23 protein-coding genes, 2 tRNA genes and 3 pseudogenes are annotated in these 16,046 nt (G+C 36.3%); 4 read left to right on the top strand and 24 right to left on the bottom strand.

Going from position 1 to position 16,046, the window contains the following annotated elements; translation table 11 throughout:
• Positions 1-386 precede the first annotated feature (386 nt).
• Entirely contained in the window at positions 387-1,196 is an 810-nt protein-coding gene (locus tag IYQ92_RS07775; protein ID WP_195676126.1) for a hypothetical protein, read from the bottom strand.
• Positions 1,193-1,849, bottom strand: coding sequence for a hypothetical protein (locus IYQ92_RS07770; RefSeq protein WP_195676128.1), 657 nt, complete (start codon positions 1,847-1,849; stop codon positions 1,193-1,195). The genes IYQ92_RS07775 and IYQ92_RS07770 overlap by 4 nt, the downstream gene beginning before the upstream one ends.
• 477 nt (positions 1,850-2,326) lie before the next feature.
• Here IYQ92_RS07770 and IYQ92_RS10640 point away from each other — a divergent pair.
• Positions 2,327-2,800: pseudogene (locus tag IYQ92_RS10640) on the top strand (replication initiation factor domain-containing protein); the annotation flags it as partial.
• 38 nt (positions 2,801-2,838) lie between these two features.
• Positions 2,839-3,681: pseudogene (locus IYQ92_RS07760) on the top strand (tyrosine-type recombinase/integrase); the annotation flags it as partial.
• On the opposite strand, the gene IYQ92_RS07755 reads toward IYQ92_RS07760, so the two are convergent.
• The 3 genes from IYQ92_RS07755 to IYQ92_RS07745 all read right to left on the bottom strand — a co-directional run bounded on the left by IYQ92_RS07755 (position 3,678) and on the right by IYQ92_RS07745 (position 4,757).
• Positions 3,678-4,460, bottom strand: a complete 783-nt coding sequence (locus IYQ92_RS07755) for a DUF2971 domain-containing protein (RefSeq protein ID WP_195676124.1) — start codon at positions 4,458-4,460, stop codon at positions 3,678-3,680. The pseudogene IYQ92_RS07760 and the gene IYQ92_RS07755 sit on opposite strands and share 4 nt — an antisense overlap.
• A 131-nt stretch (positions 4,461-4,591) precedes the next feature.
• A tRNA-Leu gene (locus tag IYQ92_RS07750) sits at positions 4,592-4,675 on the bottom strand.
• A 10-nt stretch (positions 4,676-4,685) separates the two neighbouring features.
• A tRNA-Gln gene (locus IYQ92_RS07745) sits at positions 4,686-4,757 on the bottom strand.
• A gap of 425 nt (positions 4,758-5,182) precedes the next feature.
• Between IYQ92_RS07745 and IYQ92_RS07740 the strand changes: the two genes are divergently transcribed.
• Both IYQ92_RS07740 and IYQ92_RS07735 read left to right on the top strand, forming a co-directional pair.
• Positions 5,183-5,662, top strand: coding sequence for a sigma-70 family RNA polymerase sigma factor (locus IYQ92_RS07740; protein WP_195676123.1), 480 nt, complete (start codon positions 5,183-5,185; stop codon positions 5,660-5,662).
• Positions 5,663-6,011: 349 nt separating this feature from the next.
• Positions 6,012-6,467, top strand: a pseudogene (locus IYQ92_RS07735) (transposase); the annotation flags it as partial.
• A gap of 207 nt (positions 6,468-6,674) precedes the next feature.
• Here IYQ92_RS07735 and rplQ read toward each other — a convergent pair.
• From rplQ to rpsQ, 19 genes are all read right to left on the bottom strand, one after another.
• Positions 6,675-7,061 (bottom strand): 50S ribosomal protein L17, encoded by a 387-nt coding sequence (gene rplQ, locus IYQ92_RS07730; protein ID WP_195676122.1) that lies wholly within the window; start codon positions 7,059-7,061, stop codon positions 6,675-6,677.
• Between the two features lie 14 nt (positions 7,062-7,075).
• Positions 7,076-8,014, bottom strand: a complete 939-nt coding sequence (locus IYQ92_RS07725; protein WP_195676121.1) for a DNA-directed RNA polymerase subunit alpha — start codon at positions 8,012-8,014, stop codon at positions 7,076-7,078.
• Positions 8,015-8,062: 48 nt separating this feature from the next.
• Positions 8,063-8,446, bottom strand: a complete 384-nt coding sequence (rpsK, locus tag IYQ92_RS07720; RefSeq protein WP_001118387.1) for a 30S ribosomal protein S11 — start codon at positions 8,444-8,446, stop codon at positions 8,063-8,065.
• A gap of 17 nt (positions 8,447-8,463) precedes the next feature.
• Positions 8,464-8,829, bottom strand: a complete 366-nt coding sequence (rpsM, locus tag IYQ92_RS07715; RefSeq protein ID WP_027972207.1) for a 30S ribosomal protein S13 — start codon at positions 8,827-8,829, stop codon at positions 8,464-8,466.
• Between the two features lie 17 nt (positions 8,830-8,846).
• Positions 8,847-8,963, bottom strand: a complete 117-nt coding sequence (gene rpmJ, locus IYQ92_RS07710; protein ID WP_002959355.1) for a 50S ribosomal protein L36 — start codon at positions 8,961-8,963, stop codon at positions 8,847-8,849.
• A gap of 25 nt (positions 8,964-8,988) precedes the next feature.
• Positions 8,989-9,207, bottom strand: a complete 219-nt coding sequence (gene infA, locus IYQ92_RS07705; RefSeq protein WP_001040189.1) for a translation initiation factor IF-1 — start codon at positions 9,205-9,207, stop codon at positions 8,989-8,991.
• Positions 9,208-9,322: 115 nt separating this feature from the next.
• On the bottom strand, positions 9,323-9,961 hold the full coding sequence (locus tag IYQ92_RS07700; protein WP_195676120.1) for an adenylate kinase: 639 nt from the start codon (positions 9,959-9,961) through the stop codon (positions 9,323-9,325).
• A 97-nt stretch (positions 9,962-10,058) separates the two neighbouring features.
• Positions 10,059-11,363, bottom strand: a complete 1,305-nt coding sequence (gene secY / locus IYQ92_RS07695; RefSeq protein ID WP_195676119.1) for a preprotein translocase subunit SecY — start codon at positions 11,361-11,363, stop codon at positions 10,059-10,061.
• 20 nt (positions 11,364-11,383) lie between these two features.
• Positions 11,384-11,824, bottom strand: a complete 441-nt coding sequence (gene rplO, locus IYQ92_RS07690; RefSeq protein WP_195676118.1) for a 50S ribosomal protein L15 — start codon at positions 11,822-11,824, stop codon at positions 11,384-11,386.
• A gap of 124 nt (positions 11,825-11,948) precedes the next feature.
• Positions 11,949-12,128: a 50S ribosomal protein L30 gene (gene rpmD / locus IYQ92_RS07685; protein WP_195676117.1), complete on the bottom strand. Its 180-nt coding sequence runs from the start codon at positions 12,126-12,128 to the stop codon at positions 11,949-11,951.
• Between the two features lie 14 nt (positions 12,129-12,142).
• The gene (gene rpsE / locus IYQ92_RS07680; protein WP_195676116.1) at positions 12,143-12,637 is read right to left on the bottom strand and encodes a 30S ribosomal protein S5; all 495 of its coding nucleotides are present in this window, start codon (positions 12,635-12,637) and stop codon (positions 12,143-12,145) included.
• 17 nt (positions 12,638-12,654) lie between these two features.
• Positions 12,655-13,011, bottom strand: a complete 357-nt coding sequence (rplR, locus tag IYQ92_RS07675; protein ID WP_079866051.1) for a 50S ribosomal protein L18 — start codon at positions 13,009-13,011, stop codon at positions 12,655-12,657.
• A gap of 97 nt (positions 13,012-13,108) precedes the next feature.
• The gene (gene rplF / locus IYQ92_RS07670) at positions 13,109-13,645 is read right to left on the bottom strand and encodes a 50S ribosomal protein L6 (protein WP_195676115.1); all 537 of its coding nucleotides are present in this window, start codon (positions 13,643-13,645) and stop codon (positions 13,109-13,111) included.
• Between the two features lie 114 nt (positions 13,646-13,759).
• The gene (gene rpsH / locus IYQ92_RS07665; RefSeq protein ID WP_195676114.1) at positions 13,760-14,158 is read right to left on the bottom strand and encodes a 30S ribosomal protein S8; all 399 of its coding nucleotides are present in this window, start codon (positions 14,156-14,158) and stop codon (positions 13,760-13,762) included.
• 61 nt (positions 14,159-14,219) lie between these two features.
• The gene (locus IYQ92_RS07660) at positions 14,220-14,405 is read right to left on the bottom strand and encodes a type Z 30S ribosomal protein S14 (protein WP_001085697.1); all 186 of its coding nucleotides are present in this window, start codon (positions 14,403-14,405) and stop codon (positions 14,220-14,222) included.
• 17 nt (positions 14,406-14,422) lie between these two features.
• Positions 14,423-14,965 (bottom strand): 50S ribosomal protein L5, encoded by a 543-nt coding sequence (rplE, locus tag IYQ92_RS07655; protein WP_195676113.1) that lies wholly within the window; start codon positions 14,963-14,965, stop codon positions 14,423-14,425.
• A 26-nt stretch (positions 14,966-14,991) separates the two neighbouring features.
• Complete coding sequence (gene rplX, locus IYQ92_RS07650; protein ID WP_195676112.1) at positions 14,992-15,297, bottom strand: 50S ribosomal protein L24; 306 nt, start codon at positions 15,295-15,297, stop codon at positions 14,992-14,994.
• Between the two features lie 79 nt (positions 15,298-15,376).
• Positions 15,377-15,745, bottom strand: coding sequence for a 50S ribosomal protein L14 (rplN, locus tag IYQ92_RS07645; protein WP_000615920.1), 369 nt, complete (start codon positions 15,743-15,745; stop codon positions 15,377-15,379).
• A 24-nt stretch (positions 15,746-15,769) separates the two neighbouring features.
• On the bottom strand, positions 15,770-16,030 hold the full coding sequence (gene rpsQ, locus IYQ92_RS07640; protein WP_195676111.1) for a 30S ribosomal protein S17: 261 nt from the start codon (positions 16,028-16,030) through the stop codon (positions 15,770-15,772).
• Positions 16,031-16,046 lie beyond the last annotated feature (16 nt).

Here is a 16,046-nt window from a genome sequence, read left to right as displayed (position 1 = left end):
CGAAGTAGTTTTACTACCTCACCCCTGCACTTTTGGTTCGTCTTGTTCAGTTTTCAAAGGTCTTTGCCTCTCAAGAGACAACCTCTATATTCTAGCAAATAATCAACTACTTGTCAACTACTTTTTTGCTAGAATGGCATTTACTCAATGCTATACCGGCGGCCGGGGTCGAACCGGCACGTCCGTGAGGACACTGGATTTTGAGTTCCATGTTTACATTTTTTGAATATCTAAACCTTGATTTAATAAGGCTTTAAAGTCTTTAGTTTTCACAAAATAGAGCAATTTTTCAAATTTTAGTAACTTTTTGGTAACACTTCATACCTTTTCCACAGTTAATGTAAAATTGTGTCTTCTCCTATATAAAAAATCAACTTTTTAAATTATTAAAACAAAAACAACTCTTTTGCCCAAGTAGAAGATAATTCATTTTCTAACAAAACTTTTTCTTGCCATATACCAGAATATTTTAAACCACAATCTTTAGCAGAATTTTTATGATTACCATTTATATTCTCAGGCATAAGTGCCGGTATTTCTTTCCAGATGCTTCTTGATTTACCACTCATTGTTAATACTCTCCTATCATGAAAATTAAAAGTACCATAACCTTTTTTTTGAGGTAAAAACGATAAGTTTTCACTTGGTATATATAGCATATTAGATTTCAAACCACTCATATGTTCTAAGGAATGAGGATGAAATGGATACATATTCTGCAAACATTCTTTATCATTCGTCATGTCACCAATTTGCAAATAACCATAAATGATATTTAAATCAGGTGCATCTTTCTTAAAACACAATGTTCCATTGTAAATATCCCCTTCAGTTTGTCTAAACCATCCAAAAAATAGAAAAAGGTCACCGATAGAAACATTATGATTTCTTAATATCCCCTGAGAACTTTTAATTTGGCCAAATGCTGGTCTCCAATTAGAAACAGAATTATTCCTAACATTTTCTCTTATGTCCGGGTCAAGATGACAATTAAAATGGTTTGTTTTATCTTCCTTCCCTTTTAATTGTTTTAATATATCTGAATATAATACCCCATTATAGTTTAAATCGTCAAAAGATATGGTGTCAAATTTAGCAGGTATTGGTAATGAAAGTAGGGTTCCATCAGGTAGTATAGGACTAGGGATACCACCATTAGATGAATCAAATCCTTTTCTTGATAAAATTATTTTCAAAATTCTTTTCCTCGTATAAAGAATGGGTGATAAGGCAAATCCATTACTTTGTTTTGTGAACCAAGTATAGTCTCAGCAAATTCCATTAATTCTAATACATCAGTAAATCTCTCTTCCGAGTTATAAAATCCATTTTTGGCATTCCATCTTGGGAATGGTTTCCCATTTATTCTCGCTCGTTCTCCCATCGGAAAAAAATCTAATATTTCTTTAGGAATTTTAAGTGGAGACTTACCAAAATAATTAAAACGGTCTGCAAGAATCACTACTTCATTCATAAAACTTGATTGGTTTAATCCATTCTTTTCAATCAGCCATTGATAAGTATAAGCATCTCTTCTATTATTAGATTTTGGAGATAGTAAATATTCTTTCATTGTTAAAATTTCACTAATTTTAGCAACAAAAATTAGATGATTATATTTTGGAGTGATAAACATTCCTTGCTCATCTCTCCATTGGTTCCCATCGTTTGAATGCCCTGCTACAGCCATTATGTAAGCATCTACAGACTTCGAGTTTATTTTATCAGCCCAATTCTTTTTGATATTCCTTCTTAACTGAAGCATACACCCTCCTTCGGTAAGAAGATGGGGAGTTGTATCATAATTTTCTGTAAAAACACAAGGATTGATACCATAATCATGAGTCATTCTATAGCAGTAAAAAATGGTTTGTTTATCCACTTTTTTATCTCCTTATCTCCAAAATTTTTTGTATTATAATTAAATATAGTATATCAAAAATTTATCTTATATTTTAGATGATAAAAATATGGTAACGGATTAAAGATAAGAAATAAATTTTCTCATGGTAAATTTGGATATAAAAAAGAAGGAGAACATTTACAAAATTATTTAGAGTTACTTCAGATTGTCATTTTTTATGTGATGAGAATCAATGATGAATTGGAGTACTATACAACTTTAAAATACTCTTATAAGTGATACTAAATTCTAGTGAACTATTAAGTTGAGTAAAAGAAAAATAGCCTTATCAAAAAGATAAGGCTATTTTTTATTACATTATAAACTATTTTCTACATATTCATAGTTAGCTATAACTTCTTGAAAGATTTTATTCAGAATATCTATATCATTCTTTTCAAGCTTGAATTTTTCGATTAACGAATCTTTGAAGATATCTTACTTCTTGATACAGAGCTATTTATTATAGATAAAGGCAGTCTTAAATACTATGAATATGACTCTCAAATAAACTATGGTAATATCCGTATCTACTATGGTAATGAAGAAAATTCTTTCATGCTTGTCATGTCAGGACAAGCATTAGAATTCTATCGAGATATGGTTTTAACCCCAAAGGGACTTTCTGAACGTCACTTCTTGGATAATCTATATTCCAATTATAAGTCATTTTCCGTAAGAAGAATTGATATCGCAATAGACGATTTTAATGAAGTTCCTTACTTCACTCCAAATCAACTTTCTAAAATTTGTAGAAAAAACCGTTTCCTATATGGTAAAAGTAACTACTATATTACGTACGGAGATGAGAAAACGGGACAAACCTTGTATTTAAGAAAACCTAATGATGATGAAAGACTTAGAATATATGATAAACGCTTAGAACGAGCTTCTAAGTATCCGTTGACAATCCTGAACCATTAGTTGATAATGATTACTTCTCAAAAGTTTATGATGTTTCAAAACTCACTTATGAAGATATCTATCAATTTCGAGAAAATTTAAGAGAAAAGAATGCCAAAAACTCTGATAAGTATTTGAGTCCGAACACGATCAATAAAATAATGGTCTTATTGAAAAAAATATTAGATGTAGGATTAAGAAAAGGGTATTATAGCGATAATCCCGTTAGACTACTTAAAAAACTACCAATAGAAAAAAGTAAAATGAATTTCTGGACAGTGAAAGAATTTAAGCATTTCCTTTCTCTATTTGAGAAAGATGAATATAATATCAAACTACTCTTTACAGTTCTATTCTTTACAGGTCTAAGACTTGGAAAAGCACTCGCACTAACATGGCAAGACATCGACTTTTCGAGCAATACAATTCATATCACAAAGTCTGTATACGTTAATAAAGGTATAAACCATATCAGTGCAACTAAAACTAAAGCAGGAACTAGAAGAATTATCATCAATAAAAAATTAAGTCAAGAACTGCAATATTGGCAACAGCAACAAAAACATCTATTAGAGCAATTTACAAGTGATAGCATGAGCCTACAAGTGTTTCAAAGTAGTCCCATTACGATTACAAAAAATTCAATAGAAAAGCAGTACAAAAAAATTCTTGAACGTGATGCGACTCTTAAAAAAATACGCATACACGATTTTAGGCACTCACACGCTTCTCTATTGATAAATCAGGGGGAAGATTATTTAGTTGTGAAAGAAAGGCTAGGACACGCTTCTATAACAACTACAATTGATACCTATTCTCACTTGTATCCAAGCAAGCAAAAAGATTTAGCTGATAAATTAGATGACCTAATTTAAGGCTTTATATTTACAGAACTATCATATAAAGGAATATGGAATTTATTATCCTCTAAAAATTTTGATACTTTCAACTTATCTTCAGCAGAACATCTTTTACCAAAAGTAATTGTCATATTATTGAATATAGTCGGATTTAAATCTAAATCAAAGTATTCTTTAGGTTTAACAGAAAAAAAACTATCAATTATTTCAGTCAAATCTCCTTTATTTGTATTCATTGATTCCAAAACTAAATCTATTGGTAATGGAAAAATCTGAAAAGAAAATCTTTGCTCATTTTGAAAACTCCACTCAGTTGTCTTATAGATACCATTTGAAGCTAAATTAATAGTTGTGAATTTATCATCTGAAGAAACTACTCGAGGAGTAATCAATGAAACATCATCAGTATACCGTATTTCTTCCAAAGATGGCACATATTTATTATTTGTAACTAATAAACCTGATTTTATAGGATGTAATGCATTTACCATATCAATTGGTTCAGAAGATTCAGATAAAGAAAATTTTTCCGTTAAAAAGACATCAGTTTCTTTGTCAAAACTAATTCCTATACACACTCCTGTCATATTATCAGAATACATTGTCCATTGTGGAATACTATTAGGAGTATCAGTCCAACAAGACACATACTTAAATCCACCTAGATTACCAAAGTCTGAAGTTGAAGGTTCTAATGGGTCGTCAACATAAAGTAAACTTTTGAATCTCAATGTTTTATAATTTAATATCAGAAGCAATGTTTCAACTGTTGTATAATGATAAAGTGTCTTCATATAATGGTTCCTCCTCTTGCTTATATAACCTATTATACTACAAAACATTAAGTAATTTTTAGTAACTCAACTTCAAAATTTATAACCTCAAAACAAAAAGACAAGGCCTTGAAACCTTGTCTTTTCTACTATACCGGCGGCCGGGGTCGAACCGGCACGTCCTTGCGGACACTGGATTTTGAGTCCAGCGCGTCTGCCAATTCCGCCACGCCGGCATAAAGTAAACTGGGGTAGCTAGATTCGAACCAACGCATGAGGGAGTCAAAGTCCCTTGCCTTACCGCTTGGCTATACCCCAAAATAAAAAGGCGAGTGATGGGGATCGAACCCACGCTACAGAATATAAATGATTTTGTTTAGATACTCAATCTCGGTCAGTAACTGCGGTAAACTTGTAATGGAAATATCAACCAATGCCACCTGCTAGCTTCTCCACATCAAAACAAACTAAGTTTTTCAAAGCGACAAGTAGAGAATCTAACTGCAAATCGGACACCTAGAACTTACTTCTTTAGACTCTAGAACTATTTGATCTCGAACGAACGCTTCGCTTCATAGGAAGCTGACTAAGTTACGATTACAAATTACGCAACTTCGATCAATTTAACAGATAGACTCCTATTATTCGTAAAAAATCACCAAAATATATAGGACACTTTTGTCATGTTCATTTTTGCAATACAAAATTATAATAGTGTCATAAAAAATAATTTGGAGGAAATCATGAAAGATTTTGAATCTATCTTTAAAAAAGTAAAACCTATTGTCCTAAAATTTAAACGATATTTCTTTATTCATTTGTGGGATCACGATGACTGGATCCAAGAAGGTCGTATTGTCCTGTTTAAATTACTGGATAAGCATCCTGAGCTCAAACATGATGAAGAGCGTCTATTTTGCTACTTCAAAACAAAATTTTCTAATCACCTTAAGGATACATTAAGAAAACAAGAAAGTCAAAAACGTCAATTTGACAAAATGGCTTACGAAGAAATTAGTGAAATCAGCCACTGCGTTAAGGATAGTGGCTTACTACTAGATGAGTACGTTGCTTATCGCGATGTTATTACGCAAGTTCATCAGCAACTGTCCCTCAATGATAAACAGCTTCTAAAAAAGGTTATTTGCGGAGAATCTTTCCGTGGCAAAGCTAATTTTTTGCGAAAAATAAAAACACTGTTTGATGATTTTAAAGAACGCTAGGTCAAATATCACGAGCTTATACGGCTATACTTTTAAGTTGCATAAGGTATATTGGTTTCAAATATTTTAACCGATATCTAATCTTCAAAGTAAAGAGAATCTTTTCATCCAAAAAATAAAAGTAGATAGCTTAACTTCTTTATGATTTAGAAGTTAAGCTATCTACTTTTATCTGGAAACTCTTTATGTTGAAAAAACATCTATAATAAACTTAAATCAGTGCCTCAATCAAAACCATTATTTTCACGCCATAAAAATTCGTAAGCGCCCATAACGAGGTATATTGAAAATTAAAAGTATTCAGGCTCCCCTAGTTAGTTGCTCTGAAAACATTGTAAAGCAGCCAAATCACTGGAAAATCCTGCAAAAAGACAGCCGTAAACTCTCTGACAAACGCTTTTATTCACGAACCTTTAGGCAAACCTTGACTCCGAAAGAAATTGTTAAGAAAATTCTAGATTTATCGGACGAACTCCGCTATTATTATGACTTGTATCAACTCTTATTATTCCATTTTCAAGAGAAGAATACCGACCATTTTATGGCACTGATTGACGACAACCTTCCCTTTGTCAATCCTATATTTACCGCTGTCTTTAAGACCTTCAAGAAATACAAATCCTACATCGCAAACGCCCTGGAGCTCCCTTATTCTAACGCTAAGCTAGAAGCCACTAACAAACTCATCAAGGACATTAAGCGTCAAGCTTTCGGCTTTCGAAACTTCAAAAACTTTAAAACAAAAATTCTCATCGCTTTGAACATCAAAATAGAGAGAACCAATCTGATTCTCTCTAGATGTTAGTGATAAGTCCCACTACAGTTGACAATGAGCCAAAACAAAACGCCTGCTTACGAAGTACTTCTAAAAATAAAAATACTTCGTAAACAAGCGTTACTTCCAATATTATGATGAGTGTTCCCGCTGGGAGATTTCCCAGCGGTAGACCAGAGCTAGACTAAGAACTATTCAAAGTTCCATCATCATAACACTCAACAAAATTGATAAAAATTAAACTAATTCGATGATAGCCATTGGGGCAGCATCACCACGGCGTGGTTCAGTTTTAAGGATACGAGTGTATCCACCGTTACGTTCAGCGTAACGTGGTGCGATTTCATCAAAAAGTTTTTGAAGAGCTGTAGTTGATGTATATTTATCAGTAGCTTCATCATAGTTTTCTGATGCAATTTCATTACGTACGTAAGCAGCTGCTTGACGACGTGCATGCAAATCTCCACGTTTACCAAGTGTAATCATTTTTTCAACTGTTTTACGGATTTCTTTAGCACGTGCTTCAGTTGTTACAATTGATTCGTTGATAAGAAGATCTGTAGTCAAATCACGAAGCATTGCCTTACGTTGTGAGCTAGTGCGTCCTAGTTTACGGTAAGCCATTGTGTCCTCCTATATTATTTATCGTTTTTTAGTCCGAGACCAAGGTCAGCAAGTTTAATCTTAACTTCTTCTAGACTCTTACGCCCAAGGTTACGAACTTTCATCATTTCAGGCTCAGTTTTTTCTGTAAGATCAAATACGGTATTGATACCCGCACGTTTCAAACAGTTATATGAGCGCACTGACAAATCAAGTTCTTCGATAGTACGGTCAAGCACTTTTTCATCGTTTACTTTTTCTGTTTCTTTCATAACATCTGTAGCTTTAGCTACTTCTGTTAAATCAGTAAACAAGTTCAAGTGTTCGATTAAAACTCGTGCAGATAGACCAAGAGCATCTTCAGGAATGATTGTGCCATTTGTCATGATTTCAATTGTTAATTTATCAAAGCCGTCATTACTACCTACTCGAGCAGGTTCAACTTGATAATTAACTTTTTTTACTGGTGTGTAGATAGAATCTACAGCCAATGTACCAACTGGAGCATCATCTTTTTTATTACCTTCAGCAGGAACGTAACCGCGGTTCTTAGCAACAGTCATAGTTGCTTTAACACTGTGTCCTTCAGCCAAAGTAAAGAGATAATGATCAGGGTTTACAATTTCGATATCACTATCAGTTAAAATGTCCCCAGCAGTAACTTCTGCAGGTCCTTCAACATCAAGTTCGATAATCTTTTCGTCTTCGACGTAAGATTTAACAGCAAGTCCTTTTACATTAAGGATGATTTGCATCACATCTTCACGTACACCTGGGATAGTATCAAATTCGTGTAGTACGCCATCAATTTTAATTGATGTTACTGCTGCACCTGGAAGTGAAGACAGGAGTACTCGACGAAGAGAATTACCTAGAGTTGTACCGTATCCACGTTCTAGTGGCTCGATGACAAATCTGCCGTAATCTTTATTTTCATCAATTTTTGTTATTGTTGGTTTTTCAAACTCAATCATTTAGTTACTCCCTCTTAAACGAAAAGTTGTGTACTACTAAAGTTATGATTATACACGACGACGTTTTGGAGGACGAGCACCATTATGTGGCACAGGAGTCACATCACGAATTGCAGTTACTTCAAGACCAGCTGCAGCAAGGGCACGAATAGCAGATTCACGACCTGAACCAGGACCTTTTACAGTAACTTCAACAGTTTTAAGACCGTGTTCTTGTGCAGATTTAGCAGCAGCTTCAGCAGCCATTTGCGCAGCGAATGGAGTAGATTTACGAGAACCTTTAAATCCAAGAGCACCAGCTGATGACCATGCAAGAGCGTTACCATGCACATCTGTAATCATAACAATAGTGTTATTGAATGTAGCGTGAATATGCGCAACACCAGATTCGATGTTCTTTTTCACACGACGTTTACGTGTTGGTTTAGCCAATTGTTTTACCTCCTATTTTATTTTTTCTTACCAGCAATCGCAACAGCTTTACCTTTACGAGTGCGAGCGTTATTTTTAGTGTTTTGTCCACGGACTGGAAGTCCACGACGGTGACGGATTCCACGGTATGAACCGATTTCCATCAAGCGTTTGATGTTCAAGTTAACTTCACGACGAAGGTCACCCTCAACTTTGATTGAGTCAACTTCGCGACGGATTGCATCTTCTTGATCTGAAGTCAAATCTTTAACACGGATATCTTCTGAGATACCAGCTGCTGCCAAGATTTTCTTAGATGTTGCAAGACCGATTCCGTATACGTAAGTTAATGAAATTACTACACGTTTATCATTTGGAATATCAACTCCAGCAATACGAGCCATTTTTTCTCCTTTCTATATTATCCTTGACGTTGTTTGTGTTTTGGATTTGATGGACAAATTACCATAACACGACCGTTACGACGAATTACTTTACAGTATTCGCAAATTGGTTTAACCGATGGTCTTACCTTCATGTTCTAATCCCTCCAATTATTTCGATTATTTAAAGCGGTATGTGATGCGTCCACGTGTCAAATCATATGGACTCATTTCAACAGTAACACGATCACCTACCAAAATACGGATGTAGTTTTTACGGATTTTTCCTGATACAGTTGCTAAAATTTGGTGTCCATTTTCCAACTCAACAGTAAACATTGCGTTAGGCATCGTTTCAACAACTTTACCTTCAATTTCAATCACATCTTCTTTTGCCACGCAAAAGTACCCCCTAAATTTCGATTCGATACCCTCTTTTAAAGAGGTAACAATTATAAGTCAGACTACTCTAGTATAGCATGAGCCATTTACTTATGCAAGTAGAAATCACTAATTATTTTAATGATGAAATCACTTTCTCAACTTCAGCAAATACTGCGTCGATAGCTTGATTACCTTCAATATCTGATACCAAACCTGCTTTTCGATAGTGTTCAAGGATTGGTTCACCTTGAGCAATATTAATATCTAAACGACGTTTCACTGTTTTAGGTTTGTCATCTTCACGTTGGTAATAGTCTTCTTCATTATAGTCAGCTGGTGGATTAAACACTTTATGGTAGGTTTCACCAGTTTTACGATTAATAATGCGCCCACTTAAACGCTCAACCAAGCTAGAAGGATCAACTGAGATGTTAATAACACCATCAAGTTTAATTCCTAAGTTAGCAAGTGTTTCATCCAATGCATGAGCTTGCTCAATTGTACGTGGGTAGCCATCAAGCAAAAAGCCTTTTTCAGCAATATCTGCTTGAGCAAGGCGTTCTTTTACAATACCGTTTGTTACTTCATCTGGTACCAATTCACCCTTATCGATAAAGCTTTTAGCCAAAACACCCATTTCAGTTTTGTTAGCCATCGCTGCGCGGAACATATCTCCTGTTGAAATATGTACGACACCAAATTCTTCAACGATCTTGGCAGCCTGAGTACCTTTACCAGCACCTGGCAAGCCCATGATTAATAAATTCATGATAGTCTCCTCATTTTGTTTTTAAATAAATTCAACACCCTGAGGTGCTAAACTTATTAAAAAACAAAATAGAAGGTTGACCAAGTCAACCTATATTCTATTCTGCTGTGTTCATAAAGCCAACATACTTACGTTTCAATAAGTAACCTTCAAGTTGTTTCATCCCTTCAATTCCTGTTGAAATTAAGATGAGCAAACTTGTTCCCCCTAGTGCAATACTAGATGACAGGTTCATGGCTTGTTGAGCAACAATTGGAGTCAAAGAAATAAATGCTAGAAATACTGACCCGACAGAGGCTAACTTTTTAAGCAATGATGACATATACTCTTCTGTTTCACGTCCAGGTCGAACACTTGGAATATAGGACGAGTTCTTCTGAAGATTTTCAGCTGTCTTTTCAGGATTTACCTGAACAAATGTATAGAAGAATGAGAAGAGGATAATCAAAACGGCGTAAACAACCATACCAATTGGTGATTGATAGTTTAAGACGCTTTGAAGAGTTGTCAACCAAGGAACATCTTTTCCATTTTGGAAGAAAGGAATTATCGTACTTGGAATTGTTGTAATCGAGCTTGCAAAGATAACGGGAATAACGCCAGCTGGATTAACTTTCAATGGCAAGTAAGAACTTGTTGGAGCTCCCTGAGTTAGTTTTGTATATTGAATTGGAATTTTATATTCCGCTTGTTGAACAAATGTTGTGAAAAAGACAATCGCAAGTACTGCGACAATTAAGATGGCTACATAAATCATTGATGAAACCATCTGATTTTCACGGATATTGACAAAGAAGTCTTGATAAATAGTTGAAATAGTATCTGGGATGGATGAAATGATACCAGCAAAGATAATCATTGATACACCATTACCAAATCCTTTATCAGTAATTTGCTCACCTAACCAAGTTACAATGACACTACCAGTTGTTAGTAAGAAACCAATCAAAACATAAGTTTGAACATTTGGAGTCGCTACTAGGGCAACAGATGATAAGGTATTGAAACCAGCTGTGATACCAATTGATTGAATAAAGGCCAGTACCAGTGAAATATAGCGCGTCGCTTGATTCAACTTACGACGTCCTACTTCACCTTGTTTTCCCCATTCGACAAATTTAGGTAAAATGTCCATTTGTAATAGCTGAACAACGATTGAAGCTGTAATATAAGGGCTGACACCCATAGAGAAAACTGAAAAGTTTCTCATAGCATTACCACTAACCAAGTTCAACATATTAAGAAATGGCAAATCACCCAATTGTTCGAGACTCTTTGCATTGATACCAGGCACCGTAATGTGTGTTCCGATACGAAATACTAGGAGAATAAAAATGGTAAAGAAAATTTTATTTCTTACATTCTTAACCTTCAAAGCATCTCTAAGTAGTCTTAAAAACATAATGAGTCACCTCTCATTAATTAGATGACTTCGATTGAACCACCTTTTGCAGTAATTGCTGCTTCAGCAGATTTTGAGAATTTAGCTGCTTTAACAGTCAATTTCTTAGTCAATTCGCCGTTACCAAGAATTTTAACGCCTGATTTTTCAGCACGAACGATTCCAGCTTCTTTAAGAACAACTGGTGTTACTTCTGTACCGTCTTCAAAAACGTTCAATTGATCAAGGTTAACCAATGCGTATTCTTTAGCGTTGATGTTAGAGAATCCACGTTTTGGCATACGACGGAACAATGGAGTTTGTCCACCTTCAAAACCAAGACGTACTCCGCCACCGCTACGAGCTTTTTGACCTTTTTGTCCGCGACCAGATGTTTTACCATTACCTGATGAAGTACCACGACCTACACGGTTGCGAACTTTACGTGAACCTTCTGCAGGTTTCAATTCATGAAGTTTCATTATTAATTTTCTCCTTATTTGTAAAATGCTAGCGCCCTTACGAGGGGAAAGGTACTCCCCGCAAAGACTCGCCTATACGATTCTGATAAATCGCACCAATAAGCATCAGTGCGATCATTTTAAATTAAGCTTCTTCGACAGTTACCAAATGAGATACTGCGTTGATCATACCACGAACAGCAGCGTTGTCTTCTTTAACAACTGAAGAGTTCAATTTGCCAAGTCCAAGGGCAACAACTGTTTTACGTTGTGCAGGAATGCGACCGATTGGAGACTTAGTCAAAGTAATTTTAATTTGAGCCATTGTAATCCCCTTTCTTATGCCAAGTCAGAAACTGAAACACCACGAAGAGCAGCAACGTCTTCAGCACGTTTCAATTGTTTCAAACCTTCAACAGTTGCGCGTACGATGTTGATTGGAGTGTTTGAACCAAGTGATTTAGATGTAACATCTGAAACACCAGCCAATTCGATGACGGCACGAACAGCACCACCAGCAGCAACTCCAGCCCCTTCAACAGCAGGTTTCAACAATACTTTAGCTCCACCAAATTCTGAACGAACTTCGTGAGGAATTGTTGTACCAACCATAGGAACTTCAACCATGTTTTTCTTAGCAGCGTCAACAGCTTTACGAATAGCTTCTGGTACTTCTTGAGCTTTACCTGTACCGAAACCAACACGTCCGTTACGGTCACCAACAACTACAAGAGCAGCAAAGCGAAGACGACGTCCACCTTTAACAACTTTTGTAACGCGGTTAATCGCAACAACGCGTTCTTCAAGTTCTACTGCATTATCTTTAAATGCCATTATTTAGTATCCCCCTATTAGAATTTCAATCCGTTTTCACGAGCTGAGTCAGCCAAAGCTTTCACACGTCCGTGATAGAGATATCCACCGCGGTCAAAGACCACTTCAGAAATACCTTTAGCTACTGCGCGTTCAGCAACAAGTTTACCGACAACAACGGCTTGTTCTGTTTTAGTTCCGTTAGAAACTTCTTTATCAAGAGTTGATGCACTTGCGAGCGTTACACCCGCTACGTCATCAATTACTTGAGCGTAGATGCCTGTATTAGAACGGAATACGTTCAAACGTGGGCGATCAGCAGTTCCAGAGAGTTTACCGCGAACGCGACGGTGGCGTTTTTGGCGGATTTTATTTTTATCTGGTTTCGAAATCACAATTTTCACCTCTTAATTATAATGTTTTGCCATGAAGGCAAAATGATTGATAGATAAGTAGTCTTGCAGAATAACTGCAAGAAACTCCCTTAATCTATTATTTACCTGTTTTACCTTCTTTACGACGTACAAATTCACCAACATAGCGAATACCTTTACCTTTGTAAGGTTCTGGTGAACGAAGGCTACGGATGTAAGCAGCTGTTTGACCAACAACTTCTTTGTTTGGACCAAGAACGTTGATTGTAGTTGGAGTTGGAACTTCAAAAGTAATTCCTTCTGGAGCTTCAACTTCGTCTTGGTGAGATTTACCTACAGAAAGTACAAGTTTTGAACCTTGAAGTTGTGCACGGTAACCAACCCCGCGCATTTCAAGTTCTTTTTTGAAACCTTCAGAAACACCAACAACCATGTTGTTCAAGTTAGCACGAGTTGTACCATGGATTGTTTTCATTTCTTTTGAGTCGTTTGGACGGTGAAGAGTAACTTCAGTTCCTTCAACTTTGATTTCAATATTTTTGTTAAACTCACGAGTGAGTTCGCCTTTAGGTCCTTTTACAGTAACAACATGGTCGTTGTTAGTGATTTCAACACCAGCAGGCAAAGTAATAACTTTATTACCAATACGTGACATAGTTTTTATTTTCTCCTGTTAAATTGTCAGGCCGCATAAAGCGACGAGTTTTCACGGGGTGTTCGGTGAGCTTACTAGAATAATTGTGGACAACCCCACAACTTCTAATAAATTTTACCAAACGTAAGCGATCACTTCACCACCAACATTTTTTTGGCGGGCTTCTTTATCAGTCAAAAGACCTTCTGAAGTTGAAACGATTGCAATTCCAAGTCCGTTAAGAACTTTAGGCATATCTTCACGTTTAGTGTAAACACGAAGACCTGGTTTTGAAACACGTTTTAAGTTAGTGATAACACGTTCACCGTTTTGTCCGTATTTCAAGAATACGCGGATGATACCTTGTTTGTCATCTTCGATAACTTCAACGTTTTTTACAAAACCTTCGCGTTTAAGGATTTCAGCAATCCCTTTTTTGATGTTTGACGCAGGTACTTCAAGCACTTCGTGTTTCGCTTGGTTAGCGTTACGAATACGTGTCAAAAAGTCTGCAATTGGGTCAGTCATAACCATTTTTAATTTCTCCTCTTACTAGTAGTTTGAATTGTTCACTTGCTAGTTAATGATTCTTGGATTACCAAGAAGCTTTAGTAACACCAGGAATTTGACCTTTGTAAGCCAATTCACGGAAGCAAACACGGCAAAGTTTGAATTTGCGGTAAACTGAATGTGGACGTCCACATTTTTCGCAACGAGTGTAAGCTTGCGTAGAGAACTTCGCTGGGCGTTTGTTCTTAGCAATCATAGATTTTTTAGCCAATTTATTTACCTCCTAGATTATTTTGCAAAAGGCATTCCAAGACCTTTAAGCAATTCACGTGATTCTTCGTCAGTATTAGCAGTAGTAACGATAACAATATCAAGACCACGTACTTTATCAACATCGTCGAAGTTGATTTCTGGGAAGATAAGTTGTTCTTTCACACCGAGTGTGTAGTTTCCGCGTCCATCAAATGATTTTGTTGGAACACCGTGGAAGTCACGTACACGTGGAAGTGAAACTGTAACCAATTTATCCAAGAATTCGTACATACGTTCACCACGAAGGGTAACTTTTGCCCCGATCGCTACACCTTCACGAAGACGGAAGCCAGCGATTGATTTCTTAGCTTTAGTAATAAGTGGTTTTTGACCTGAGATAAGTGCCAACTCAGCAGCAGCTTTTTCAAGGTTTTTAGCGTTTGATACAGCATCACCAACACCCATGTTAAGAACGATTTTCTCAACTTTTGGCACAGCCATAACTGATGAGTAGTTGAATTTTTCTGTCAAGGCAGGAACTACTTCAGTAGTGTATTTTTCTTTAAGACGATTAGCCATTATTTACTTTCTCCTTTCCTTCGTGATTAATCAAGCACTTCGCCTGATTTTTTGTTGTAACGAACTTTTTTGCCGTCAACAACTTTGTAACCAACACGACCTGCTACACCATTTTTGTCAAGAACTTGTACATTTGACACGTGGATAGCAGCTTCTTTTTCAACGATAGCACCTTGAGGGTTTTCGTTGTTTGGTTTTTGATGTTTTTTGATGATGGCTACGCCTTCAACAACAACTTTGTTTACTTTTGGAAGAGCTTTAAGAACTACAGCTTCAGTGCCTTTGTCCTTACCAGCAATAACGCGAACTTTGTCGCCTTTTTTTACAAACATTTGAGTTTTTCTCCTATTATTTCTTACGCCCAAATGGGCACCCTAGGAAAACCTAGGGGACTAGTTTGTTATTGTAATATTAGAGTACTTCTGGTGCAAGTGAAACGATCTTCATGTAGCCGCCTTCACGCAATTCACGTGCAACAGGACCGAAGATACGTGTTCCGCGAGGTGTTTTATCGTCACGGATGATTACAGCAGCATTGTCGTCAAATTTAATGTATGAACCGTCTGGACGGCGCGCACCAGTTTTTGTACGAACGATAACAGCTTTAACCACGTCACCTTTTTTAACTGCTCCACCAGGAGTAGCTTGTTTTACAGAAGCAACGATTACGTCACCGATGTTAGCGAATTTACGTCCTGAACCACCAAGAACTTTGATAGTCAAGATCTCACGAGCACCGCTATTATCAGCAACTTTCAAGCGAGTTTCTTGTTGAATCATTTCAATTTTCTCCTTTTAGTTTGATTAGATAATAACAGCTTCTTCCACAACTTCTACAAGACGGAAGCGTTTTGTAGCTGAAAGTGGACGAGTTTCCATGATACGCACGATATCGCCTGCTTTAGCGACGTTGTTTTCATCATGTGCTTTGTATTTTTTTGAATAGTTGATACGCTTACCATAGACTGGGTGGTTACGTTTTGTTTCAACTACAACAGTGATTGTTTTATCCATTTTGTCAGATACAACACGTCCAACAAGGGTTTTACGTTGATTACGTTCCATTATTAGAATTTCTCCT

Source organism: Streptococcus sp. HF-1907 (assembly GCF_015594605.1).
GTDB lineage: Bacteria > Bacillota > Bacilli > Lactobacillales > Streptococcaceae > Streptococcus.
The sequence above is the reverse complement of the archived record's forward strand: the minus strand, read 5'-3'. Positions and strand labels throughout refer to the sequence as shown.